The 21,337-nt window shown below is 28.8% G+C and carries 19 protein-coding genes; all 19 read left to right on the top strand.

Features of this window, described 5'->3' with window-relative positions:
• Positions 1-3: 3 nt before the first annotated feature.
• Positions 4-213 carry a hypothetical protein gene (locus tag N2251_RS00550; RefSeq protein ID WP_260584730.1) on the top strand — a complete coding sequence of 70 codons (210 nt, stop codon included), beginning with the start codon at positions 4-6 and terminating at the stop codon, positions 211-213.
• A 167-nt stretch (positions 214-380) separates the two neighbouring features.
• Complete coding sequence (locus tag N2251_RS00545; RefSeq protein WP_260584729.1) at positions 381-989, top strand: hypothetical protein; 609 nt, start codon at positions 381-383, stop codon at positions 987-989.
• A 1-nt stretch (position 990) separates the two neighbouring features.
• The gene (locus tag N2251_RS00540) at positions 991-1,539 is read left to right on the top strand and encodes a hypothetical protein (RefSeq protein ID WP_260584727.1); all 549 of its coding nucleotides are present in this window, start codon (positions 991-993) and stop codon (positions 1,537-1,539) included.
• A 150-nt stretch (positions 1,540-1,689) separates the two neighbouring features.
• Positions 1,690-3,477, top strand: a complete 1,788-nt coding sequence (locus tag N2251_RS00535; protein WP_260584726.1) for a DUF6119 family protein — start codon at positions 1,690-1,692, stop codon at positions 3,475-3,477.
• A gap of 160 nt (positions 3,478-3,637) precedes the next feature.
• Positions 3,638-4,699, top strand: coding sequence for a DUF262 domain-containing protein (locus tag N2251_RS00530; protein WP_260584725.1), 1,062 nt, complete (start codon positions 3,638-3,640; stop codon positions 4,697-4,699).
• Positions 4,696-5,316: an MAE_28990/MAE_18760 family HEPN-like nuclease gene (locus N2251_RS00525; protein ID WP_260584724.1), complete on the top strand. Its 621-nt coding sequence runs from the start codon at positions 4,696-4,698 to the stop codon at positions 5,314-5,316. Before N2251_RS00530 ends, N2251_RS00525 begins: the two co-directional genes overlap by 4 nt.
• A 1,035-nt stretch (positions 5,317-6,351) precedes the next feature.
• Positions 6,352-10,734, top strand: coding sequence for a PDDEXK-like endonuclease domain-containing protein (locus N2251_RS00520; protein WP_260584723.1), 4,383 nt, complete (start codon positions 6,352-6,354; stop codon positions 10,732-10,734).
• Complete coding sequence (locus N2251_RS00515) at positions 10,731-11,012, top strand: hypothetical protein (protein ID WP_260584722.1); 282 nt, start codon at positions 10,731-10,733, stop codon at positions 11,010-11,012. Before N2251_RS00520 ends, N2251_RS00515 begins: the two co-directional genes overlap by 4 nt.
• 278 nt (positions 11,013-11,290) lie before the next feature.
• Entirely contained in the window at positions 11,291-12,706 is a 1,416-nt protein-coding gene (locus N2251_RS00510) for a hypothetical protein (protein WP_260584721.1), read from the top strand.
• Positions 12,707-12,851: 145 nt separating this feature from the next.
• Entirely contained in the window at positions 12,852-13,634 is a 783-nt protein-coding gene (locus N2251_RS00505) for a hypothetical protein (RefSeq protein ID WP_260584720.1), read from the top strand.
• 147 nt (positions 13,635-13,781) lie between these two features.
• Positions 13,782-14,447 carry a hypothetical protein gene (locus tag N2251_RS00500; RefSeq protein ID WP_260584719.1) on the top strand — a complete coding sequence of 222 codons (666 nt, stop codon included), beginning with the start codon at positions 13,782-13,784 and terminating at the stop codon, positions 14,445-14,447.
• A 617-nt stretch (positions 14,448-15,064) separates the two neighbouring features.
• On the top strand, positions 15,065-15,907 hold the full coding sequence (locus N2251_RS00495) for a hypothetical protein (protein WP_260584718.1): 843 nt from the start codon (positions 15,065-15,067) through the stop codon (positions 15,905-15,907).
• An 846-nt stretch (positions 15,908-16,753) separates the two neighbouring features.
• Positions 16,754-17,095, top strand: coding sequence for a type II toxin-antitoxin system RelE/ParE family toxin (locus N2251_RS00490; protein WP_260584717.1), 342 nt, complete (start codon positions 16,754-16,756; stop codon positions 17,093-17,095).
• Complete coding sequence (locus tag N2251_RS00485; RefSeq protein ID WP_260584716.1) at positions 17,092-17,379, top strand: helix-turn-helix domain-containing protein; 288 nt, start codon at positions 17,092-17,094, stop codon at positions 17,377-17,379. Before N2251_RS00490 ends, N2251_RS00485 begins: the two co-directional genes overlap by 4 nt.
• A 174-nt stretch (positions 17,380-17,553) precedes the next feature.
• The gene (locus tag N2251_RS00480) at positions 17,554-18,189 is read left to right on the top strand and encodes a heavy metal-binding domain-containing protein (RefSeq protein WP_260584715.1); all 636 of its coding nucleotides are present in this window, start codon (positions 17,554-17,556) and stop codon (positions 18,187-18,189) included.
• Positions 18,190-18,349: 160 nt separating this feature from the next.
• The gene (locus N2251_RS00475; RefSeq protein WP_260584714.1) at positions 18,350-19,207 is read left to right on the top strand and encodes a GIY-YIG nuclease family protein; all 858 of its coding nucleotides are present in this window, start codon (positions 18,350-18,352) and stop codon (positions 19,205-19,207) included.
• 178 nt (positions 19,208-19,385) lie between these two features.
• A complete protein-coding gene (locus tag N2251_RS00470) occupies positions 19,386-19,565 on the top strand; it encodes a GldL-related protein (protein WP_260584713.1) in 180 nt (59 codons plus the stop codon).
• A 411-nt stretch (positions 19,566-19,976) separates the two neighbouring features.
• On the top strand, positions 19,977-20,966 hold the full coding sequence (locus N2251_RS00465; protein WP_260584712.1) for a YaaC family protein: 990 nt from the start codon (positions 19,977-19,979) through the stop codon (positions 20,964-20,966).
• Between the two features lie 208 nt (positions 20,967-21,174).
• On the top strand, positions 21,175-21,337 hold a 163-nt coding region (locus N2251_RS13990), incomplete at its 3' end, for a helix-turn-helix domain-containing protein (RefSeq protein WP_376740994.1).

Genomic DNA, 21,337 nt, shown 5'->3' with positions numbered 1-21,337 from the left:
ATTATGAAATCAAAATTGGGTATATGTGAAAGTTGTGAACATTTTTTTCAAACTTCAATGACTATTTCAATGAGTAATAGGAATTTTGGTTATTGCTTATTAATACAAAGTAAAAAGACAATAAACCAAAGAGGAATTAGAGATGCAAAAATAGAAGCAATTATGAAAAAAACAGACACTTGTGAGGGATTTGAAAAATTAATAAGAAATTAAAAATTACAGTAGCCAACATCGTATAAAATTAATTGCTAGTGTAAGTCTACCTACGAAAATCCTCGCGGTTTTCCTATTCGATTTGTATTTACTAAATTAGATGCTTAACCACGCAACTAACCTTATACAACAACGTTAGCTGTAATATGACTCAACAACTATAAAATATGATAAAAGTTAGAATTGGAGCAGGAATGGATTTAACCTTATTAGGTTTAGCATTTTCAAAAAATCAACTACCCAAAGCTAAAGGCGGAGAGGTATTTTATGACCACGATGAAAAAAATGAGATAGACTGTATTTATTTCTCAAGTTCTGAATATTACAATAAATTATTAGATTTTATAAATACTAATGGTTCGGATTTCCTAAACAGTAATGCTACTTCCGAATGGAATAATTTATTTGCTACATTGAGAAATTATACCGAAATAAATGAAGGAAATCTTGACTTTGGAAAATTAGACCATTATACATTTACAGAGGAGAATTTTGAAGAAAGAGAAATTAATCTTACAATTTTCGAAAGCGTAAAAGATAGAAATTCAAGTTTTTACGAAGATATGAAAAGACTTTATAAAGGTTATGAAGTTACATATTGGGGTTCACCAAATCTAGTAGTTCTAAAGTTTGATTTCAATAGCGAAAAACAATTTGATTTCAATTTGCAACCTATTGTGGAATTACTTAAAGCTCACAATAAAACATTAGACACATTTAACATTTATCGTGACCCAAGAAGAAGATTGAACACAATTAGAATTGGTATTAAATAAAATGAGTACATATTTACGAGCATTAGATGAATATGAAAACGAGAATGAAGACGGAAAACATCGCTTGATTTTTGCGTATTTTGGTTTGTCAATATATTTTGCACAGGTTTTAGAAGAAACGTTTTCAATAATGTTATGGACTGATAGAATTTTCAAAAAAAAAGTCAAAACCAACAAAGAAGTAAACGAAATTATCAATGCAATTGAGAATTCAAGAAAAACAATGGGGAACTTCATTAATGAGGTCAAACAATCTTATACTTTAACCGATAAAATAACAGAGGATTTAGTTAATATTCTTGATAAAAGAAATTACATAGTCCATAAATATTTCAAAATAGAAATTCAAAAATGTTACTCGGAATTAGGGAGAAAAGAAATGTTGCAGTTTTTTGGAGAATTTATTGACCAAACAAAAAAATTAGATACTGAATTAAATAATTATTATAAAAAATATACTGACCGACTTGGTTTTACTAAAGAAAAAATTGAAGAATTAGTAAATCAAATGAAAACCGAAGAACTAAACAGAGAAAAATACTACAGCTAACACCGTATATAATTTATTGCTAGTTCTAGCCTATTTACGAAAATCCTCTCGGATTTTCTATTCGGTTTTTATTTGCTAAATTACGTGCTTAAACCACGCAACAAACCATATACAAACACGTTGGCAGCAATTTGACCAAACCAAGAAACAATGATTGCAGGACAAACCAGATTTAACTTAAAAATCTTTCAAATCGATAAATCATACTATGAATTTAAAGATTCGTCTGCGAAAGAAATTGTTGAAATAATTCAAGCAAATCACGAAAAGAAATTAAGACATAAATTTGACGATTTAACTTTAATAAAACCCGAAGTTAAATATGAAAAAGATGGTAAATTTAAATTTTGGTCTTATTGTTATAATCAACCAAAAGAGAAATATTACTGGAAATTATTCTTACCCGAAAACTTAACCGAAAATCAAAATTTTGACATTATAGAATTCTCATTTGTTCTATTCATAAAGTACAAATCTGAAATCTATTGTGTGATAAGTGGAAGTGGTATGAGCGTAATTCGAAAATTTATAAACCCAAGTTTCGGAATTGATTTATATCAAAGAATTGCCAAACCCAAAGAAGATGTTATTCTTGAATTAGAAGTTAGAGGTGTTGCGAATAACATTTCTCAAAAAAAACAAATTTTTAATTTCAATCAAACTATTGCAGAAACATTAGAATATTCCGAAGTTCCAACCAAAATCAAGTTAAAAATTCGTGACGAATTAAAGAAAAACGAATTCAAAAAATACTCATTAGATGAAAATGGAGGTTTACTCGAAGTTGGTTCTTATTTCAGTATTAGAAAAAAATTAAATTTTGATGATTTAAAAATCCTCGTAAAGGATATTCATAAAATTAGAAAAAACAATAAACCTGTTCAACTAACTCTGTTTTTCAAAATAAATGAACCGAAATTAGTAGCAGAACTTGATGAAACATTAAAAGAGATTATTGTTGACGACATTTTATTACATAATACACCAGACAGAGTTAAATCAAATCAAAGTGATATTATAGAAGTTGTACATCCTTCGAAATTGGAACGTTTTTATGAATGTAATAGTTTCCTTGTTCGTGCAAAATTTTCAAGAGGTAAAAGTGATGTAATTGTAACTGATAGAGCAAAGTTGTATTTTGAATGTACAAAACACATTTTCGACAGTTTAGATGATTTTACAAACAGACCAGCAATTAAAGGAAAATTATACAAACTAAATATTGTTGGACATATAAATAAAACAGAAATTACTTATGGAAATTTTTTCGCTCATATAACTGCAGAAATTGACTATTTAGCAAGAAAATATTTTAAAATTGATGGACATTGGTATCTACTTGACGATGACTTTTTAGAGTTAATGAACAACGATGCTAAAGAATTCTACACAAAGTATAAGCTATCAGAAAAATTGCTCTTAAAATGGCCTAAAAAGAAAGATGAGGACTTTTATAATAAAAGTCATAATCATTTGAACGAATACTTTGTTTTAGATAAAGTAATTAACGACAATATAGAATTGTGTGATTTAATGGTAGTCAAAGATGAAAAGATTTATTTCATTCACGTAAAGAATGGATTTAATACCAAAATGAGAGATTTATATATTCAAGTCGTTTTATCTGCTAAAAGGTTATCCAATGACTTAAAAGACACTAAAAAAAGTAGTTTTCTTGAAAAAACATTAGAACTATACAACAAAAGGAATCCTACTAAAAAAGTTGATGTAAAAGAAATAGTGGAAAGATTAAGAAAAGACCCTTCTCAAGCAAATTTTGTAATGGCATTTAAGAATAATCATTATAAAGGAAAACCTATATTGGAAAGAATAGATTTATGTAAATCAAACATTGCAAAATATGCATTAGTACAAGTAATTAAAGAAATGCAACAATTCAAATTCGGAATTGAACTCTTTGATATTTCGGATAGATAAAAAAACTGCTGCCAACACCGTATATAATTTATTGCTGGCTTCTCGCCTACTTACGAAAGTCCTCGCGGACTTTCTTGGTCGGTATTTATTTACTAAATTAGTTGCTTGAAACACGCAACAAACCATATACAAACACGTTGTGCTTCATTAAACAAAAAATATGAATAAAATAGAAAATTTAGAACATATACTTGAAAAAACTAGAAATGGTTTGTCAACAGATAGACTAGACATGTCGTTTGGTGAAATAATGAGCATGTATGAACGTGACGAAATAGTAATTGACCCAGAGTTTCAAAGATTATTTAGATGGGATGATTATCAGAAAACCCGATTCATTGAATCAATCTTGATTGGAATTCCTATTCCACCTATTTTTGTTGCAGAAGATGAAAATGGAAAGTGGGAATTAGTTGATGGTCTTCAACGAATTTCAACTATCTTTTCCTTTTTTGGCATACTTAAAACTATACCTGATAAAAATAATTGGATTTTAGGAAAAGGGGATTTGGTTGCCGATTTTGAAAATCTAGCATGTAAAGATTTACCATTAAAATTCCAACTAAACATAAAACGAGCATCCTGTCGAATCGAAATAATAAAATGGAATAGTGCTTTTGATATGCGTTATGAATTATTCAATAGATTGAATACTGGAGGCTCTGACCTTACTGACCAAGAAATTAGAAATGCCATTTTTAGAGGTGTATCTAAAGACTTTAACTCTTTCATTAGAAAATGTTCAAATAGTAACGATTTCATTAATCTAATTCAACCAACAGCCAGACAATTAGAACAACTTTATATGGATGAATTAGTTCTACGTTTTTGTTCTTTAGTTGACCTTCCAACAGAATTATCTCAAAATATTTCTCAACATATGACCAAATATATGAGAGAAGCAGTTAAAGACACAACCAAAATAGAACCTTTACAGGTTTTATTTGATGATGTCATGTCTATTTTAAGTCCTATAGGAAAAGATGTTTTCAGAGGTTCTAACAATGTCTTTTCAACAAGTCTTTATGACTGTGTAATGATTGGAATTTCAAACAATATATCTAAATACAAAAAAACAAGAACGGATATTTTAATAGAAAAAATAGATGAATTAAAAAATTCAGATAATTTCAAAAAAGCTTCTGGAAGTAAATCTGGAAGTAAATCTAGAATATCTAAAAGAATAGAAGTGGCTAATGAAATTTTTGGGATTTCGGAATGAAACTTTTTATACAAGAAATATTAGCAGATATAAATTGGAGAGTATCAGAATTAGCAACAATAAAAAGTCTACCTATAAAATATAGCTTTAGACCTGACCATAAAGAGTTGCAAATAAAATATTCAATTCCTGCAATTTACGCTATATGGGAAGGTTTTGTTAAAAACACCTTTACTATATATTCTACACATTTAAATTCTTTAAATATTAAGAGAATTGAAATTGCTCATCCGTTATTAACTCATCAACTTGATTTAGAATGCGATTTTAATAATCCTAGAGCTGCTTTTGATTCAAAAAAAAGACTTGTGAATTTAATTAATAATGTACTTGATGAAACTATAACAATAAAACCAGGAATTCCAACAGAATCAAATGTAAATTTTAAAGTTTTAAACAAAATACTTGAACGATTTTGCATTTCACCAATTGAAGGTTCTTATGAAAGAGGATTAAATCGACTTCTGAGATTTCGTAATATGATTGCACATGGTGAAAATGCATTACAAGTTAATATGACAGATATGGCTCAATTTGTGAACCTTATAGAGAACTTAATGTTAGATTTAATTATTAATATAGAAACCTGTGAAAAGAATAAAACATTCACGAAATAAATAACGAAAGCACAACACCGTATATAATTTATTGCTGGCTTCTCGCCTACTTACGAAAGTCCTCGCGGACTTTCTTGGTCGGTAATTATTTACTAAATTAGTTGCTTAAACCACGCAACAAACCATATACCAAACGTTGGGTTTAATGCAAAAAAATCTCGTTGAATTTCAAAAATTTTAGTCTTTTAAGAACAAAAAAAAGTTATTTAATCTTGAGAAAATAAAGAAAACTTATTATTGCGGAATTTTCTCTCAAACCTAGAATTGAATAATTTTATGGAATTTAATTTTAAAAACGTAGAGTTGAGCACTAAAACAGAATGAAAAATGGAAACTCAACTTTGCGGAATTTTTTACTCAAACGCAGAATTGAATAATTTTATGGAATTTAATTTTAAAAACATGAAATTGAGCACAAAAAAAAATGAAAAATGGAAACTCAACTTTGCGGAATTTTTTACTCAAACGCAGAATTGAATAATTTTATGGAATTTAATTTTAAAAACTTGAAATTGAGCACAAAAAAAAATGAAAAATGGAAACTCAACTTTGCGGAATTTTTTACTCAAACGCAGAATTGAATAATTTTATGAAATTTAATTTTAAAAACTTGAAATTGAGCACAAAAACGGAATGAAAAATGGAAATAAATAAACTAAAAACAATAAAAACAAAAAGCACTAAAACCCAACAGCGTGTATAGTTCATTACGGGGGATTTTCTTGCAGAAAATCCTCGCACTTTTACTATCTTTGGTTTAAGTTCGGAAAATTGCTCCGCTCTTTTCCGTAACGAAACCATACACAAATACGTTGTGCATAATGCGAAAATTGAATTTGCGTACTAAAATTGAACATTTGAACTAAAAAAGCCAACCGCACAAACAGCACATTTGTTTTTTTGCCGAGACATAATCCAAATCTGAAAAAACCAAAAGAGCTATTATTTGCCAGCGCTCAACCAAGTGAGGAAAACCATAATCTGAATTAAAAAAAAGTACGTATTTTAAACCTCTGAAAATCAACTAAAAAAAATATGGAGATAACCGAAAAGCTACTGATTGAACTACAAAACCGACTAAAAGTTGGTAGCCGAAGAGGAGTACATTTAAATGCAATTCCAGCTCGTTCAAGATACAAGTTTGACCTAACACGATTATCTCATATTGACGAAAATCTTCCTGCAAATTTTATTAATGCATTATTAACCGAATTACCTTTAAAATTTAAAATTAGTTGGAAAGATAATGTTCCCGATTTGAATTCACTTTTTGAAGATGACCAAACGCAATTAGTAAAAATTACAAAGTCTTTTGAAAATCTTATCAATCAAACAGATGCAATAGAATCAGAAAAAGGAATAAATACATTCGGTTTTGGTTTTCCAATACTTGTAAGGCGTGACCAATCAGATAACAAATTAACTGTTGCACCTATTTTAATTTGGTCATTAAGAATTAGAAGAACAAAAGAATTTAATACGTGGGAAATACGACGAACAGAAGATGACCCAATTTATATTAATGAAGTTTTAATAAATCATTTACAAAATGATTCCAAAATTGAGATTAACCAAATTTCAACGGATTTTTTAGATGACGGCTTAATTGATAAAAGTGAACTTTTAGATATTTGTGTAAATATTATAGAATCAATAAACAGTTCAATTCCAAATGACCTTCGTGAAACATTTGAGAAAAAGCTGAATCAAATAAAATCTATTCCAGACAAAAAACATTATGAAAAGCTACCATTAACATCTAATAATTCGTTTATAGATTTTGGAGGGCTTTTTTCAATTTTCGAGGTTCAAAAGCAAAATATTATTCGCGATTATGGCAATTTACTAGAATTAAAAGGCGCTACAATTGACCTTGAAGATATGGAAGAGCACACTTTTCAACCAATATCATCAGTCGAAACTGACCCTTCACAACAAGGAATTTTACATTCTTTAAAAGCATCTCGAAATATCTTAATTCAAGGACCTCCAGGAACAGGAAAAAGTCAATCGCTTACAGCTATTTTAGTAAATGCTCTAGAAAATCATAAAAAAACAATTGTTGTTTGTGAAAAACGAACAGCTTTAGAAGTGCTTCACAATGCACTAAATGAAAAAGGTCTTAATTATCAATGCGTTTTAATAAAAGACATTGTTAAAGACAGAAGAGTCGCAGTTGATTCTGTAAGGGATAGAGTTGATAATTCCTCATATCGAAGATATAGATATACTCATTCCAAAGAAACTTTAGACAACATAATTGAAAAGTCAAAAAACTTAATTGATTCAATAAATAAGAAACATAAAAAATTAGGAGCGAATATAGTCGGCAATAAAAATTGGACTCACATTGTTGGTTCTCTATTATCAGAATTAAAAGACAATTCAGAAGAATATAATCTTGATATAGCAAAAGACAAATTCAGTTATGAATCATCTGAACTAAATCAATTATTAGAACTAATAAGAAAAGGACAGAGTTTATATGACGAGTTTAGACCTCATTTAACAATTTCATTTATTAACTCTGAAAAATTAGTTGGAGACAATCCATTTATTATAGAACAACAAATTGAGGAAGATTTTTCAATCTATAAAAAAGAGTTAAAAATCATATTAGATGATATTTCAAACTATGAGGTAGAATATTACAAAATTAGAAATGAGCAATTTAACTTACAAAAAACCTCAATTAATAATATTGAAAATTCTATCCATAATATCCTAACAAAACACAAATCAAACAACGATTTTTTTGATGAAGAAAAAACAAATGGTTTTTTATTTAAAACTATTTCTATCTTCTCTAAAGAAAAGAAAACTACAATTTCTGACCAACAAACAATAAATACACTTTTTGAAGAATACTCATTAAAAACAAGCAATAGCAAAGACTTTGAAAGTATTGATTTCTCTAATTCAATTAAAAAGAATCGAGACATTCTTAAAAGCTATAAAATAACTATTGAGAGAATTGATAAAGAATTTAAGGCAAAGATAGAAAATGAGTACAATAACTTAAACTTACTTAATTCAACTGAAAAGGAATTTGACACAGAACTACTACAAACAATAAAAACAAATTTCAAAAATTTAAAGACGAAAATAAAAGAGCAAAATTGGACTAAAAAAATATTGAGTGGAGATTCTCACAACGTGTTAAATTCTCAAATTCAGGCATCATTAGATTCCAAAGAACAATTTTTCGCGAATGAAAATGACCTTTTTTCTATTGAATTTAAGTGGTTTCAATTTTACAATTCATTATCAGCAGATAATAAACTAATAATTGACCAATTAAAGGAAAAAACAAATTGGAGAAAAACATTTTTATTATTCTATCTAAACTCTATGCTTGTAAATTCTGCTAATACAGATTTACCAACAAATGATAACGACCATATTGAATTAGGAAATTCCTTGTCTAAACTTGAAAAGGAACAGATTAAATATATTAAAGAATACTGGTTCTCAAGACAAATAGATGCAACCAGAGATTTTGATAATAAAAATCCAAATTTAGCTGTTGAAAATCTGTACAATAAAAGAGCAGGTAAAAGACATAAACGGTTATCATTACGAGAAATAGTAAAGTTGGATATGGATTTATTCACAACTTTTTTCCCAATAATTCTAACAACACCAGATGTAGCAAGTAATTTGTTTAAAGGCAAAAATCAATATTTTGATATTGTTATGTTTGATGAAGCAAGTCAATTAAAATTAGAAGATAATTTACCTGCACTTTTAAAAGGGAAACAAATTATCATTGCAGGAGATGAACACCAAATGCCACCTTCAAATTATTTCAGTAAAGTATTTGATGGTTTGATTGATGATGAAGATGAATTTGAAGACGAAATAGATAAAATTAAAAACGATATAAGCAATTCACTTTCAGATTGTGAATCCCTTCTTGATTTTGCATCCGAATTAGGTTTTGAGAAAAAACATTTAGACTTTCATTATCGTTCAAGACATCCTTACCTAATTGATTATTCAAATTATGCCTTTTATAATCAAAGGTTAAAACCACTTCCAAACAGTTTTGATTATATTCCAATAAATTATGTTCCTGTAAATGGCACATATTCTGACACTTCAAATGATGCAGAAGCTGAAACAATTCTATCTATAATTGATAACAATATTTCAAGACTTCCAAACGGAGAATATCCAACAGTTGGAATAGCAACTTTCAACATCACTCAAAGAAACCTAATTTTAAGTAAGATTAATGAAAGAAGAAAATTTGAAAAATATAGAGATTTTAACGACAAAATAATTGAACTAGAAGAAAACGGATTTTTTGTCAAAAATTTAGAAAATATTCAAGGAGACGAAAGAGATGTTATAATTCTTTCAACCACTTACGGTATTAATAAAGAAGGAAAGTTTGCCCAAAGATTTGGTTCAATAAATCATCAAAAAGGTTACAAACTTTTAAACGTAATTGTTACAAGAGCAAAATATAAAGTATATGTATGTTCTTCAATCCCTGAAGATGTGTTTTTAAATTACAAAGAGCACTTAATAAATGAAGGTTCAAATAATCGAAGAGGTGCTTTATATGCTTATTTAGCGTACTCAAAAGCTGTTAGTGAACAAGACAATGAAGCTAGAATTTCGGTCTTAAATACGTTAGCGGAAAATTCTACAAAAAGCACTACAATTGACAACTTAAATGGAGACCTCGAATCACCATTTGAAGAAGAAGTTTATGAAGCATTAATTGAACATTTTGACGAAAAAAACATTATTCCCCAACTTCAATTTGCAGGTTTTAGAATTGATATGGTTTACGACACGAAACATATTGGCCTTCCAAAAATCGCAATAGAATGTGATGGTGCAGCTTACCACTCAAGTCAAGAAGCGTATTTACACGACAGACACAGACAAAAGATTCTTGAAGGACACGGCTTTGTGTTTCATAGAATATGGAGTACGAATTGGTGGAGAAACCCACAAAAGGAAACAAAAAAATTAGTTGAATTTATAAAAAGTGTTGAAAACAGCAGTCCATCAATTTTTGAAGATAAATCAAAAACAAATCTAGCATTTACAGATAATATCACAATTATTGAAAATGAACTTTCTAAACTTTCACCAAACCTTAAAAAAGATTTAAAAAAAACCATTGAAGCTGTTAGTAAAAAAGAAGATGTTCAAACAACATTATTTAAAGAAACAATTACCGTTAATAGTAAAGTCAAAGTAAAATATTTGAATATTAATAAAGATTTAAAAGTTCATTTAGTAGACCAAGTAGTGTCTAAAGTTGAAAAATCTAATGGAATTCAAAAAATAAATATAAAAACACCTTTAGGAGTTGCTTTAAACGGAAAATCTGTTGGAGATACTGTGAAAATTGGTGGATTAGACAAATACGTTAGAATACTAGAAATAAAAAAATGAGTAACGAAATTATAATGAATATAGAAGATGTCTTTTCTATAACAGGAAAAGGTACAGTTGTATTAGGACAAATACAATGTGATGAAATAGCAATTGATGAATCGATAATAATAGACCCAGAATTTTTACCGGAGTTCGAGTCAAAAATAATAGGAATTGAGTCATTTAATAAAAAAAGAAAGGTGGCAAACCAAGGCGATTATGTTGGCTTAACCTTAAAAGATGTAGATAAAAAACAAGTTAAGAAAAAAATGAAAATTTATAAGTCCAACGCTTAAAGCCATACACATTTGCAATTCCCTACAGCCAACACTAAAGTCCAAAATTGCAAAAGAGTATGTCTTGCCAACGCTCAATCCGAACTAAATAACAAACATTGGAAAACCAAGCTAAACGTGAAAAGCACTATGCACAACAACGTGTATAATTAATGGCTAGTTCTAGCCTACTTACGAAAATCCTCGCGGATTTTCTATCTGTGATTTATTTGCTAACTTTAGTGCTTAAACCACGCCACAAATCATACACAAAACCGTTGGCATACATTTGAGAAAAATTGAACAGATTAGATAAAATTAAACTTGAAGGAGCAAAAATAAATTTAGTTCAAACTAATGATTTCTTGACGAACTTATTTTCTAAAAAAGAGTTCATCATTAAAAGTAAATATCCAACTATAAACACCATAAAATGTTCTCTAGAAAAAGGAAAAAGATGCTTTGAGTATTCCGCAGGAGAAATATTACCAGAAGGACCACCTGTGGAATATCAACACAAAAGCTATGGTTATCAAGACCCTTTTGAATTAGTAAATGATGAATTTCATTTTAGCGCTTATAATGGTGCAGGTCTAATCAACTTAAAAATCGGAAAAGGATTTACGTCCACAGGAGAAATTCAAGAATTAAAATCAAGTTCATTCAATAACTCTGCTGGAGTTCATAGAGCTATAATACCAAAACCAAAGTTTCATAAACTTCCAATTAGATATATAAAATCTGAAGGTTTCAATGTTGGTTCGTCAATTAGGGTTGCGGGCTATTTAAATATCGTAATCAATAATAAGGAAATTGGAATCTTTGACTACAAAGTAAATGAAGTTGAATCTTTGGTAATTGAAAGCTATGACAAATTACAAAGCAATGATTTCGAAAACTACGTTTCAGCAATTACTTATTGTTTTGGTTTAGTTAGTGGGCAACTCTTTAGAGATGAAATTATAATTCTAAAATATAATGATTCTAGTTTTGAGAAAATAACTTCTTTCAATTATAAAAAATTAGAAAATTCAATATCAGGTATTCCTGCATTAGACCCTCAATTATATTGGGAATTATCAGAATCTAAAAAAATTAGGCCGTATTTGGAAAAAGAAATTTTTCAAAATTTAGTAAATAAAAGTCTAAAGGATTTAAGACTATTTAGGGCTATTAGAATTATGTCTGAAAGTTGTCAATATCCTATAGAAATAAAGGCTTCCACATATTCAGTCGCTTTAGAAACTGTTAAAAATATAATCATAGAAGAAAATGAAGAAAAAATAAACCCATTCAAAATAAAAAAGAAAGCTAGTAATACTATCAAGGAATTAAAAAAAATAGTAGATGCTATTCCCGAATCTGAATTTAATAGCAAAAAGATGGTTTTGAATAAATTAGAACAGATAAATCAAGTCGGAAATAGAGATAGCTTTTTACTTTCATTCAAACTCTTAAACATAAAATTGAGTGAAGACGATGAAAGGTGTATAAATATGAGAAATGATTTTCTACACGGCAGAATTCCATTTGATGCAGAAAATGACCCAAAAGCATACGAATTACATCATATCGTTTATAAACTTCATTTGTTAGTTTGTTCATTAATTTTAAAATATTCAGGATTTTCTGGACTAATGTTGAACAATATAAAACTAGCAGATTTATTACATTTTGATAAGAAACTAAAAGAACCGTTATTCCGAAAAATATAAAAAACGTATGCCAACACCGTGTATAATTAATGGCTAGTTTTAGCTTACTTACGAAAATCCTCGCGGATTTTCTATTCGGTTTTTATTTGCTAAATTAGGTGCTTAAACACGCCACTAATCATACACAAACACGTTGGCTGTAATTATGAAAATGAAAAAACTGATACTAATCATATTAACATTTACGACTTTTAATTGTTTTAGTCAAAGTATTGCAACTGCAATAAATCACGACAGAAAATATGACATAAAGCAAGAATTTATTGTAAAAAAAATAACATCAAAAGTAACATATTATAGAAAAAATAAAACTGAACGAAAACGGAGAGTTTCAAGTTTTAATGAAAAGAATATGTTAAAATCAGAATTAAGATATGATGAAGGAGGAAAATTAACTGCAAGACTGAATGTGAAATACGACTCCACTAAAACTAGAAGTTTAGGCAGAAAATATGAAACTTGGAACAAATCAATTGGTTATCGTTCAGGAATTGCAGAATATATTTATGATATAAATAATTTTTTAGTTAAAACAATTGAAAAGAATTCTAAAAATCAAATTTTCAGAATTACCTCACTCGAAAATAACGAAAAAGGAAATCCAATCAAATTAGTACTTAAAGAAAATAATTTCAAAGGAATAGAAACAGCTGTTTATGATTATGACAAAAATATTGTTGAAATATCCGTTTTAAATAATAATGGAAAAGTAATCTCAAAAAATAAGATGAGAATTAAATTCTATGAACGAAAGTTTAAAGATTTAAAGTATAATGAAAATGGTGATTTGATTGAATCCAATGGAAAAAAATATTCTTATAAATATGACAAAAAGAATAATTGGATAAGAAAAACTAATTATGAATTGAAAAATGGAAAATGGAAAAAATACCAAACAATAGAAAGAAAAATAAAGTATAGAAATTAACTACAGCCAACACCGTGTATAATTAATGGCTAGTTCTCGCCCACTTACGAAAATCCTCGCGGACTTTCTATCTGTGTTTTATTTACTAACTTTAGTACTTAAAACACGCAACTAACCATACACAAAATCGTTGGCAATAATTATAAAATGAACGAATATTTAGACCAAATATTAGATTACACGAAAATTATATCTTTTATATTTTCAATTATTGCTCTTTATGTTTCTTTAAAGATTTATAAACTATTTTATTTTAGAGAAGTACAAAAGAAACAACTTGACTTGGTTTTGAAATTAATCAAAGATTTTCAAGAATTTGACTTTTTAGTTTCGCTAAGGAACAATGAAAATGGATCGTCTTCAAGCGCATATATTACCGATGGAAATATATTTTCACTTGGAAATGAGAAAAAAGAATTAAAAATATCATTATTGAATACAAATGATGTTATCGGATTCCCTATATATCTAACTGAAGAAGCGGTAAAACAAATTAATATTTCTGAATATACACACAATCCACTTATGCCGAATAAAATTTCCAATAAGTTGAGAGAGATATTTCCTGACGAAATAACTTATTCTAAATTGGGAACAACAGTAGATAAACAGTTTATATTAATGGATATCTCGAGAACTTTGGACTCTAAAAAAGCAGATGAGTTACATTTGAAAAAAGATTCACCATATATTAGTAATTTAAGAATAGATTTTGGTTCTTTTATAGAAAATACAAACCAATTAAAAATTGAACTTGACAAATGGCTGAAAAAAATCGGAATTAAAGATTTAAACTTAAAGTGGAACAAATAACTATTGCCAACACCGTATATAATTTATTGCTAGTTCTTGCCTACTTACGAAAATCCTCGCGGATTTTCTATTCGGTTTTTATTTGCTAAATTAGGTGCTTAAACCACGCAACAAACCATATACAAACACGTTGCCCACAATAGCGGAAATCACTCAGACGGAAACAATTCTGAGTTAAAAAGCAAGAAATTAATTGTAGAATAACTCTAATTTAAGTTACGTTTTTCTGTCAACACTGGAAAAATAACAATCCCAACTTTAGAGCAATTTTATGGAATTATTACTCAAACGGAATTTTAAAAATTGACAAAAACAGAACTGAACGTAGAAAATCACTCTTGCGGAATTTAGCAATTTTGCGGAATTGAAAATCTTTGCGGAATTGTTTACTCAAACGCTGAATTTTGAAAATATTAGAAAGCAAAAAATGGAATTATTAACCGAAAAAAACTACTGTGGGCAACAATGTGCATAATTTATTGCTAAACAGTTTTTCCTGCGGAAAAACCTCGCAAGCGTAAAAGTCTGTGTTTTATTTATTATTTTTTCGCTAAATTTACGCAACAAACTATAAGCACAAAGCCGTTGCCAGCCATTAAAAACCACGAATACGAAGAATGAATAACGGAGAAAATATTATATATCATTACATTCAGAAAACTCTTCTTTCTAATACTGAAAATGATGATTTCAATAAAGAATTAATAGAACGTTTAATCCTCGATTTATCAATTTGGATTCCGAAAGAAATATACCAACAATTACCTATCTTACTACCTTTTGTTGTGAGAGATTCATCGTCTCGAAGAAAACAACCAGATACAGGTAAAGACGAATGGGGATTTTCGAATAATGAAGGATATCTTAGAGATGATAATTCATTAATTAAAGGAATTATTAAACCTCTTTTTGTAGATGGGAGAAAAGTAAAAGAATACAACGGAAAGAAATTAGGAAAAGGATTTGTAGCTTCACATATATGGAGAGAATTACAAAATGGAGAAAAAAGACTTGCTTCAACAGTCCCAATAACAAATTCATTTATACCAAACTTAGTATGGCTACCTAAACAAATTTCAAAGCTAACTGATCGGGAAGGAAGTTATGCTCAAAAGATTCTAAAAACAATTTCTTATAAAATATATTTTAACGAAAGCCCTCAGTCAGATTTAAAAAATAATGTTTGGAATTATTTAGATAATCCAAATATCAATTTTAAATCTAAAGTAGACATCAACAAACTAAATTACTTTAAAACGCCTCAGAAGTGGGTAGATAAAAGAAAGAGAGATTTAAGTTCTGAAATAAGAAGGATTTTAATAACTTTAGAAAACAAAAAACCGGAAGAAAAAAGAGTTAAATGCTCTTCTTATTTACCAACTCTTATAGAAAGAATTGATGAAAATAAGAAAACGGATTTCATAAATTGGTTAGAGGTATATTTGAAGGAAATAAAATAACGGCAGGCAACAATGTGCATAATTTATTGCTAAACAGTTTTTCCTGCGGAAAAACCTCGCAAGCGTAAAAGTCTGTGTTTTATTTATTATTTTTTCGCTAAATTTACGCAACAAACTATAAGCACAAAGCCGTTATGTTTAACGGCGGAATTTCAGCCAGAAATTCCTAATTTGTGTTTTAGGAGTTCTAAAAAGTAAATTGACATAATTATATGCCGAAAAGAAATACTCAAAAGCTAAAAATGAAAATATCTTCTCCTCCATTTTAAGAGAAAATTGCACCGTTAAAAATCATTTAAGACTAGTTTAAAAATAGAATGAAAAATTAAAGATTCATTTAAAACTTAAAATTAGAGCGGGAAAAAAATCTGTGGAAAGAAAGGATTTTAGCGCAACGGCGAAGATCTAAAAATTGAATAAAACGGAAAAATTAAAGAATCATTTAAAAATAAAATTTGAGCTGGAAAAATCTGTGGAAAGAAACGATTTTAGCACAACAGCGGGAATTTAAAGCGGAAACGAGAAATAGGGAATTTGAGCATTGAAAGCGGAAAAAATATTGAGCTTTGAAGCGGGAAAAAAGAGCGGAAAAAAATTTCAAATAGAAAGATTATTTAGAACTCAAAACCGATAAACATAACACCGTATATAATTTATTGCTGGTGATTTACAAACTTACGAAAATCCTTGGCGGATTTTCTATTCCGTTTTTATTTACTATTTTAGGTGCTTCAAAAACGCAACAAATCATATACCAAACGTTAGCAAACATAAAAAAACACTCGTAAGTTTACAATTAACGAAACTTTTTTTTATATTTGTATCATATTTGACTTTGAAACAAAAATGATAAAACGATTTGAAACTAAATTACTAGAAGAGGCTTTTGAATTTATTGAAAAACAAAATCTTAAAGCTAGAAAGAAAATATTTCAGAATATAAGAAGAGCCGAGCAACAATCTGACCCAAAGTTTTTCAAAAAATTGACTAATGATATTTGGGAATTTAGAACGCTATATTCAGGAATTCAATATCGTCTTTTAGCATTTTGGGACAAGGATAATAAAACAGAAACTTTAGTATTTGCTACTCACGGAATTATTAAGAAAACCAGTAAAGTAGATAAGAAAGAAATCGACAAAGCTGATAATATTAGAAAAACGTATTTTAAAAATAAAAAGAAATGAAAAGTTATACTTTAGACCAAGCAGAAGACCTTTTAATTGGAAAAAAGGGAACTCAAGAAAGAGAAGAATATGAATTTGAGTTAAAACTTGAATTAATTGGAGATATGATTAAAACTGCTCGAAAGAAAAGAAAATTAACTCAAGAGCAATTAGGAGAATTAGTTGGAGTAAAAAAAGCTCAGATTTCTAGACTTGAAAATAGTACAGGAAATGTAACTTTTGAAACCGTAATGAGAATTTTTAATGCTTTGGGAGCAAAACTGAATTTGAACTTACAAATGTAAAAATTACGTTTGCTAACACCGTGTATAATTAATGGCTAGTTCTCGCCTACTTACGAAAATCCTTGCGGATTTTCTATTCGGTTTTTATTTGCTAAATTAGTTGCTTGAACACGCCACAAATCATACACAAAACCGTTGCCAGCAATATAGGAACCAACTCAAAAACAATAAACTATGAACTACGAAAATTGTCCGAATTGCAATAAATCATTAAATGGTTTTTTTAGTGCAGATTTACTTCTTGAATCTAAAGTGGAATTTATTAATAAACATTTAAAACAAGATAAAGGAGCATATTGTTCAAATTGTTCTAAACCTTTGTTAAAACAAATTGCAGACAAATTTAGAAAGGAAAAAGTAGATATTGAAAGGCGTCTTCAACAAATAATACATTATATTCCTATTATGACAAGTCCTTCTCCTGTAAATTGGGACTACGAAGTTCTAGGAATGATTTCTGCTCAAACCACATCTGGAACAGGATTCGCAACTGAATTGTCAAGATCATTTAATGATTTTTTTGGTTCTGGTTCGCAAACAACAAATAGGAAAATTGGAAGAGCTACAAATTTGTGTAAAGCAGATTTAAGAGTTCAAGCTGTAAGACATGGAGGGAATGCAGTTATCTCTACCGATATTGACTTTAATGAAATTGGAGCTGGAACTACAAATATGCTAATGGTTTGTATGGCAGGAACAGCAATACGAGTAACTAATATGGAAAATTTTAGTGCAAAAAATAGAGACACTATTATTGAAGTTGTTGAATTAACTGAAAAACTGGAAGCAATCGCGACAGAAATAAAATAAATACAGCTGGCAACAACGTATAAAATTAATTGCTAGTGCAAGCCTACTTACGAAAATCCTTGCGGATTTTCTATTCGGTTTGTATTTGCTAAATTAGGTGTTCAAACAACGCAACTAATCTTATACAAAACCGTTGGCGTGCATTAAAAACCAGAACTAAATGAAAAAATTCGGAAAGACAATAAAGTTATTTCTTATTGACGGAGAACCAAATGGAAGAATGACTTGCGAACTTTCTAATTGGACAGGAAAAGCATACAAAATTCCGAGAATAATGATCAAAGACTCTTATTCTCGTGAAGACTTAAAAAGTCCAGGAATCTATTTATTATTTGGAGAAAATGAGGACGGAAAAGGAATAGTTTATATTGGAGAAGCTGAAACAATTATTGAAAGATTAAAACAACACGTTTCACAAAAAGAATTTTGGTCAGAAGTTATTTTGTTTATTAGTAAAGATGAGAACTTAAATAAAGCTCATATAAAATATTTAGAAAGTCGTTTATATGAAATAACGAAAAAAGTAAACTATTACGAACTTGAGAACAATACAATTCCTTCCAAATCTTCAATCTCTGAATCTGAAATTGCCGAAATGGAAGAGTTTATTGAAAACATTAAACTTTTGACAAATACTTTAGGTCATCGAGTTTTTGAAAGTCTTGTAAATGCTGAAACTTCAAAAAACAAAAAATCGAATTCCTTTTTTATAAAAGGTGCTAGAGGAGCAAATGGAATTGGAATTCCTAGTTCAAAAGGTTTTATCGTTTTTAAAACAAGTGAGATTGCAGGAAATACAGTCGATTCAATGCAAAAATCACTAATCAACATAAGACAAAAACTGATTGACAATAAAACCATAATAGAAACTGAAAAAGGTTTAGTATTTGACAAAGATTATGAGTTTTCAAGTCCATCAACAGCTGCTGCAATAATAATGGGAAGAAATGCAAATGGACTGAAAGAATGGAAACTCAAAAATGGGAAAACATTGAAAGAATTTGAAACAACTGAATAAATAACGACACGCCAACACCGTGTATATTTTATTGCTAGTTCTAGCTTACTTACGAAAATCCTCGCGGATTTTCTATTCGGTTTGTATTTACTAACTTTAGTGCTTAAACCACGCAACAAAGCATACACAAACACGTTGCAAGTAATGGCGAAAAATTGCTCAAATTGAATAAAATGCTATGACAAACAAACGAACAAAACGGATACTCCAAATAAATCAAAAGATTGGAGCTTCTTTAATAATTCTCGGTACTATATTTAATCTTCAAAATTGGTCTTACGGAAAACTAATTTTATTTTTTGGAATTGTTTTAGGAGGTAGTTCGTTGTTTTACGAAAAAATTATAATGAAAGACTAATTATAAAACTTGTTATTGGTTAAATTACTTTTTTTAACACAACACTAGAAAAATAACAATCACAATTTTAGAGCAACTTTGCGGAACTCTTACTCAAATGGAATTTTAAAAAATTGACAAAAACAGAACTGATCGCAAAAAATCACTCTTACGGAGTTTAGCAACTTTGCGGAATTGAAAATCTTTGCGGAATTGTTTACTCAAACGCTAAATTTTGAAAATACCAGAAAACTTAAAACGGAATTATTAACCGAAAAACCACAACTTGCAACAATGTGCATAATTTATTGCGGTTACAGTTTTTCCTGCGGAAAAACCTCGCAAACGTAAAAGTCTGTGTTTTATCTATTATTTTTTCGCTAAATTTACGCAACAAACTATAAGCACAAAGCCGTTGGCAATAATTTGAGAATGAACGAAACTTGGCACTTTTTAAGAGAATTTGAAAGCAAGGATTTAGTAAAAAGATATATTAAGAAAAAATATGACTTTGAACTAAATTCAGCAAAAGCTTACGAAATAACTTCTGCTTTTAAACAAGGAAGAAGTTATTTTGAATCTGTAAAAGTTGCTGATATTTCTGTAAAACCTTTACTTCTTTATTACGGAATAGTTTCATTGAGCAGAGGACTGATTTTAATTTTAAATAAAGAAGCAAGAGAAAATAATATTAAACCTTCACACGGACTAAAAATAACGAATTGGACTGATGTTGAAAAATCAGGAAAATTAGAGAACATTATTATAAAAACTACAAATGGAACATTCCGAGAATTGATTTCTGCTACAAATAATAAATCTTATTTTAGAGCTGGTAGTAGTGGAATTAACTGGCACGCTGAATATGTGATTTTGAATGACCAATTTGAATTTAGTCTAAAAGATTTATCATATTCATTTCCAGATTTGACCAAATCTGTTGAATCTTGGTTAGGAACTAAAATTCCCTCTCGACAATTAAAAACTCTAAAGCACAAAGACAATAAAACTATAATTGAACTTCACGGAAAAGGAGAAGTAAGTGAAATTTTTCCAGAAATGCTGTTTAAGAATCAAACAATTTCAGAATCAAATAATATTACCAATGTTACATTTGAATGTCCTGCACCACCACATTTATGTCAAAAATGGAAAAGTGCATTTGAAGTAATTGGAGACCCTTACGTTATTCCACCTTTTGGTTCTTTAATCTTCTTAAACGACATCTCGAAAATGTTTGCTGTTTCATATATTTTCGGCACGATTTCAAGATATTATCCGACTACTTGGAATAATATAAATAGCGGAATTAAGAATGATAGTATTTTGCCATTTGCAGCTAATCTAATTGATTTTATACAAGCCAAATATCCTCAAGTGATTATTGACTTTTTAGAATCACCATATAAATTTGAAAAATAAAAAAACTATTGCCAACACCGTGTATAATTAATGGCTAGTTCTCGCCTACTTACGAAAATCCTCGCGGATTTTCTATTTGGTTTTTATTTGCTAAATTAGTTGTTTAAACACGCCACTAATCATACACAAAACCGTTAGCCACAAGCTGAAAAAACATTGCTGTATTCAATAACTTAACGCAACAAATCTAAAATTATAGATTTGTAAAATGACAGTAAAAAAACACAGAAGACTTAGCCTTAAAGAAAGAGTGATTATTCAGACTCTTTTAAACGAAAAAAAGACCAAAGCTTATATTGCTAAAACTCTTGGTAGAACACCTTCTACAATTTCTAGAGAAATCAACAAATGGGTACAAAATAAAGAAGATA

This window comes from Tenacibaculum haliotis, assembly GCF_025215075.1.
Lineage (GTDB): Bacteria > Bacteroidota > Bacteroidia > Flavobacteriales > Flavobacteriaceae > Polaribacter > Polaribacter haliotis_B.
The sequence above is the reverse complement of the archived record's forward strand: the minus strand, read 5'-3'. Positions and strand labels throughout refer to the sequence as shown.

Bases quoted from the DNA above. Each gene is read 5' to 3' on its own strand.
- N2251_RS00550 (WP_260584730.1), top strand. From the start codon at position 4: ATGAAATCAAAATTGGGTATATGTGAAAGTTGTGAACATTTTTTTCAA.
- N2251_RS00545 (WP_260584729.1), top strand. From the start codon at position 381: ATGATAAAAGTTAGAATTGGAGCAGGAATGGATTTAACCTTATTAGGT.
- N2251_RS00515 (WP_260584722.1), top strand. From the start codon at position 10,731: ATGAGTAACGAAATTATAATGAATATAGAAGATGTCTTTTCTATAACA.
- N2251_RS00475 (WP_260584714.1), top strand. From the start codon at position 18,350: ATGAAAAAATTCGGAAAGACAATAAAGTTATTTCTTATTGACGGAGAA.
- N2251_RS00485 (WP_260584716.1), top strand. From the start codon at position 17,092: ATGAAAAGTTATACTTTAGACCAAGCAGAAGACCTTTTAATTGGAAAA.
- N2251_RS00465 (WP_260584712.1), top strand. From the start codon at position 19,977: ATGAACGAAACTTGGCACTTTTTAAGAGAATTTGAAAGCAAGGATTTA.
- N2251_RS00500 (WP_260584719.1), top strand. From the start codon at position 13,782: ATGAACGAATATTTAGACCAAATATTAGATTACACGAAAATTATATCT.
- N2251_RS00495 (WP_260584718.1), top strand. From the start codon at position 15,065: ATGAATAACGGAGAAAATATTATATATCATTACATTCAGAAAACTCTT.
- N2251_RS00505 (WP_260584720.1), top strand. From the start codon at position 12,852: ATGAAAATGAAAAAACTGATACTAATCATATTAACATTTACGACTTTT.
- N2251_RS00470 (WP_260584713.1), top strand. From the start codon at position 19,386: ATGACAAACAAACGAACAAAACGGATACTCCAAATAAATCAAAAGATT.
- N2251_RS00525 (WP_260584724.1), top strand. From the start codon at position 4,696: ATGAAACTTTTTATACAAGAAATATTAGCAGATATAAATTGGAGAGTA.
- N2251_RS00490 (WP_260584717.1), top strand. From the start codon at position 16,754: ATGATAAAACGATTTGAAACTAAATTACTAGAAGAGGCTTTTGAATTT.
- N2251_RS00520 (WP_260584723.1), top strand. From the start codon at position 6,352: ATGGAGATAACCGAAAAGCTACTGATTGAACTACAAAACCGACTAAAA.
- N2251_RS00535 (WP_260584726.1), top strand. From the start codon at position 1,690: ATGATTGCAGGACAAACCAGATTTAACTTAAAAATCTTTCAAATCGAT.
- N2251_RS00530 (WP_260584725.1), top strand. From the start codon at position 3,638: ATGAATAAAATAGAAAATTTAGAACATATACTTGAAAAAACTAGAAAT.
- N2251_RS00480 (WP_260584715.1), top strand. From the start codon at position 17,554: ATGAACTACGAAAATTGTCCGAATTGCAATAAATCATTAAATGGTTTT.
- N2251_RS00540 (WP_260584727.1), top strand. From the start codon at position 991: ATGAGTACATATTTACGAGCATTAGATGAATATGAAAACGAGAATGAA.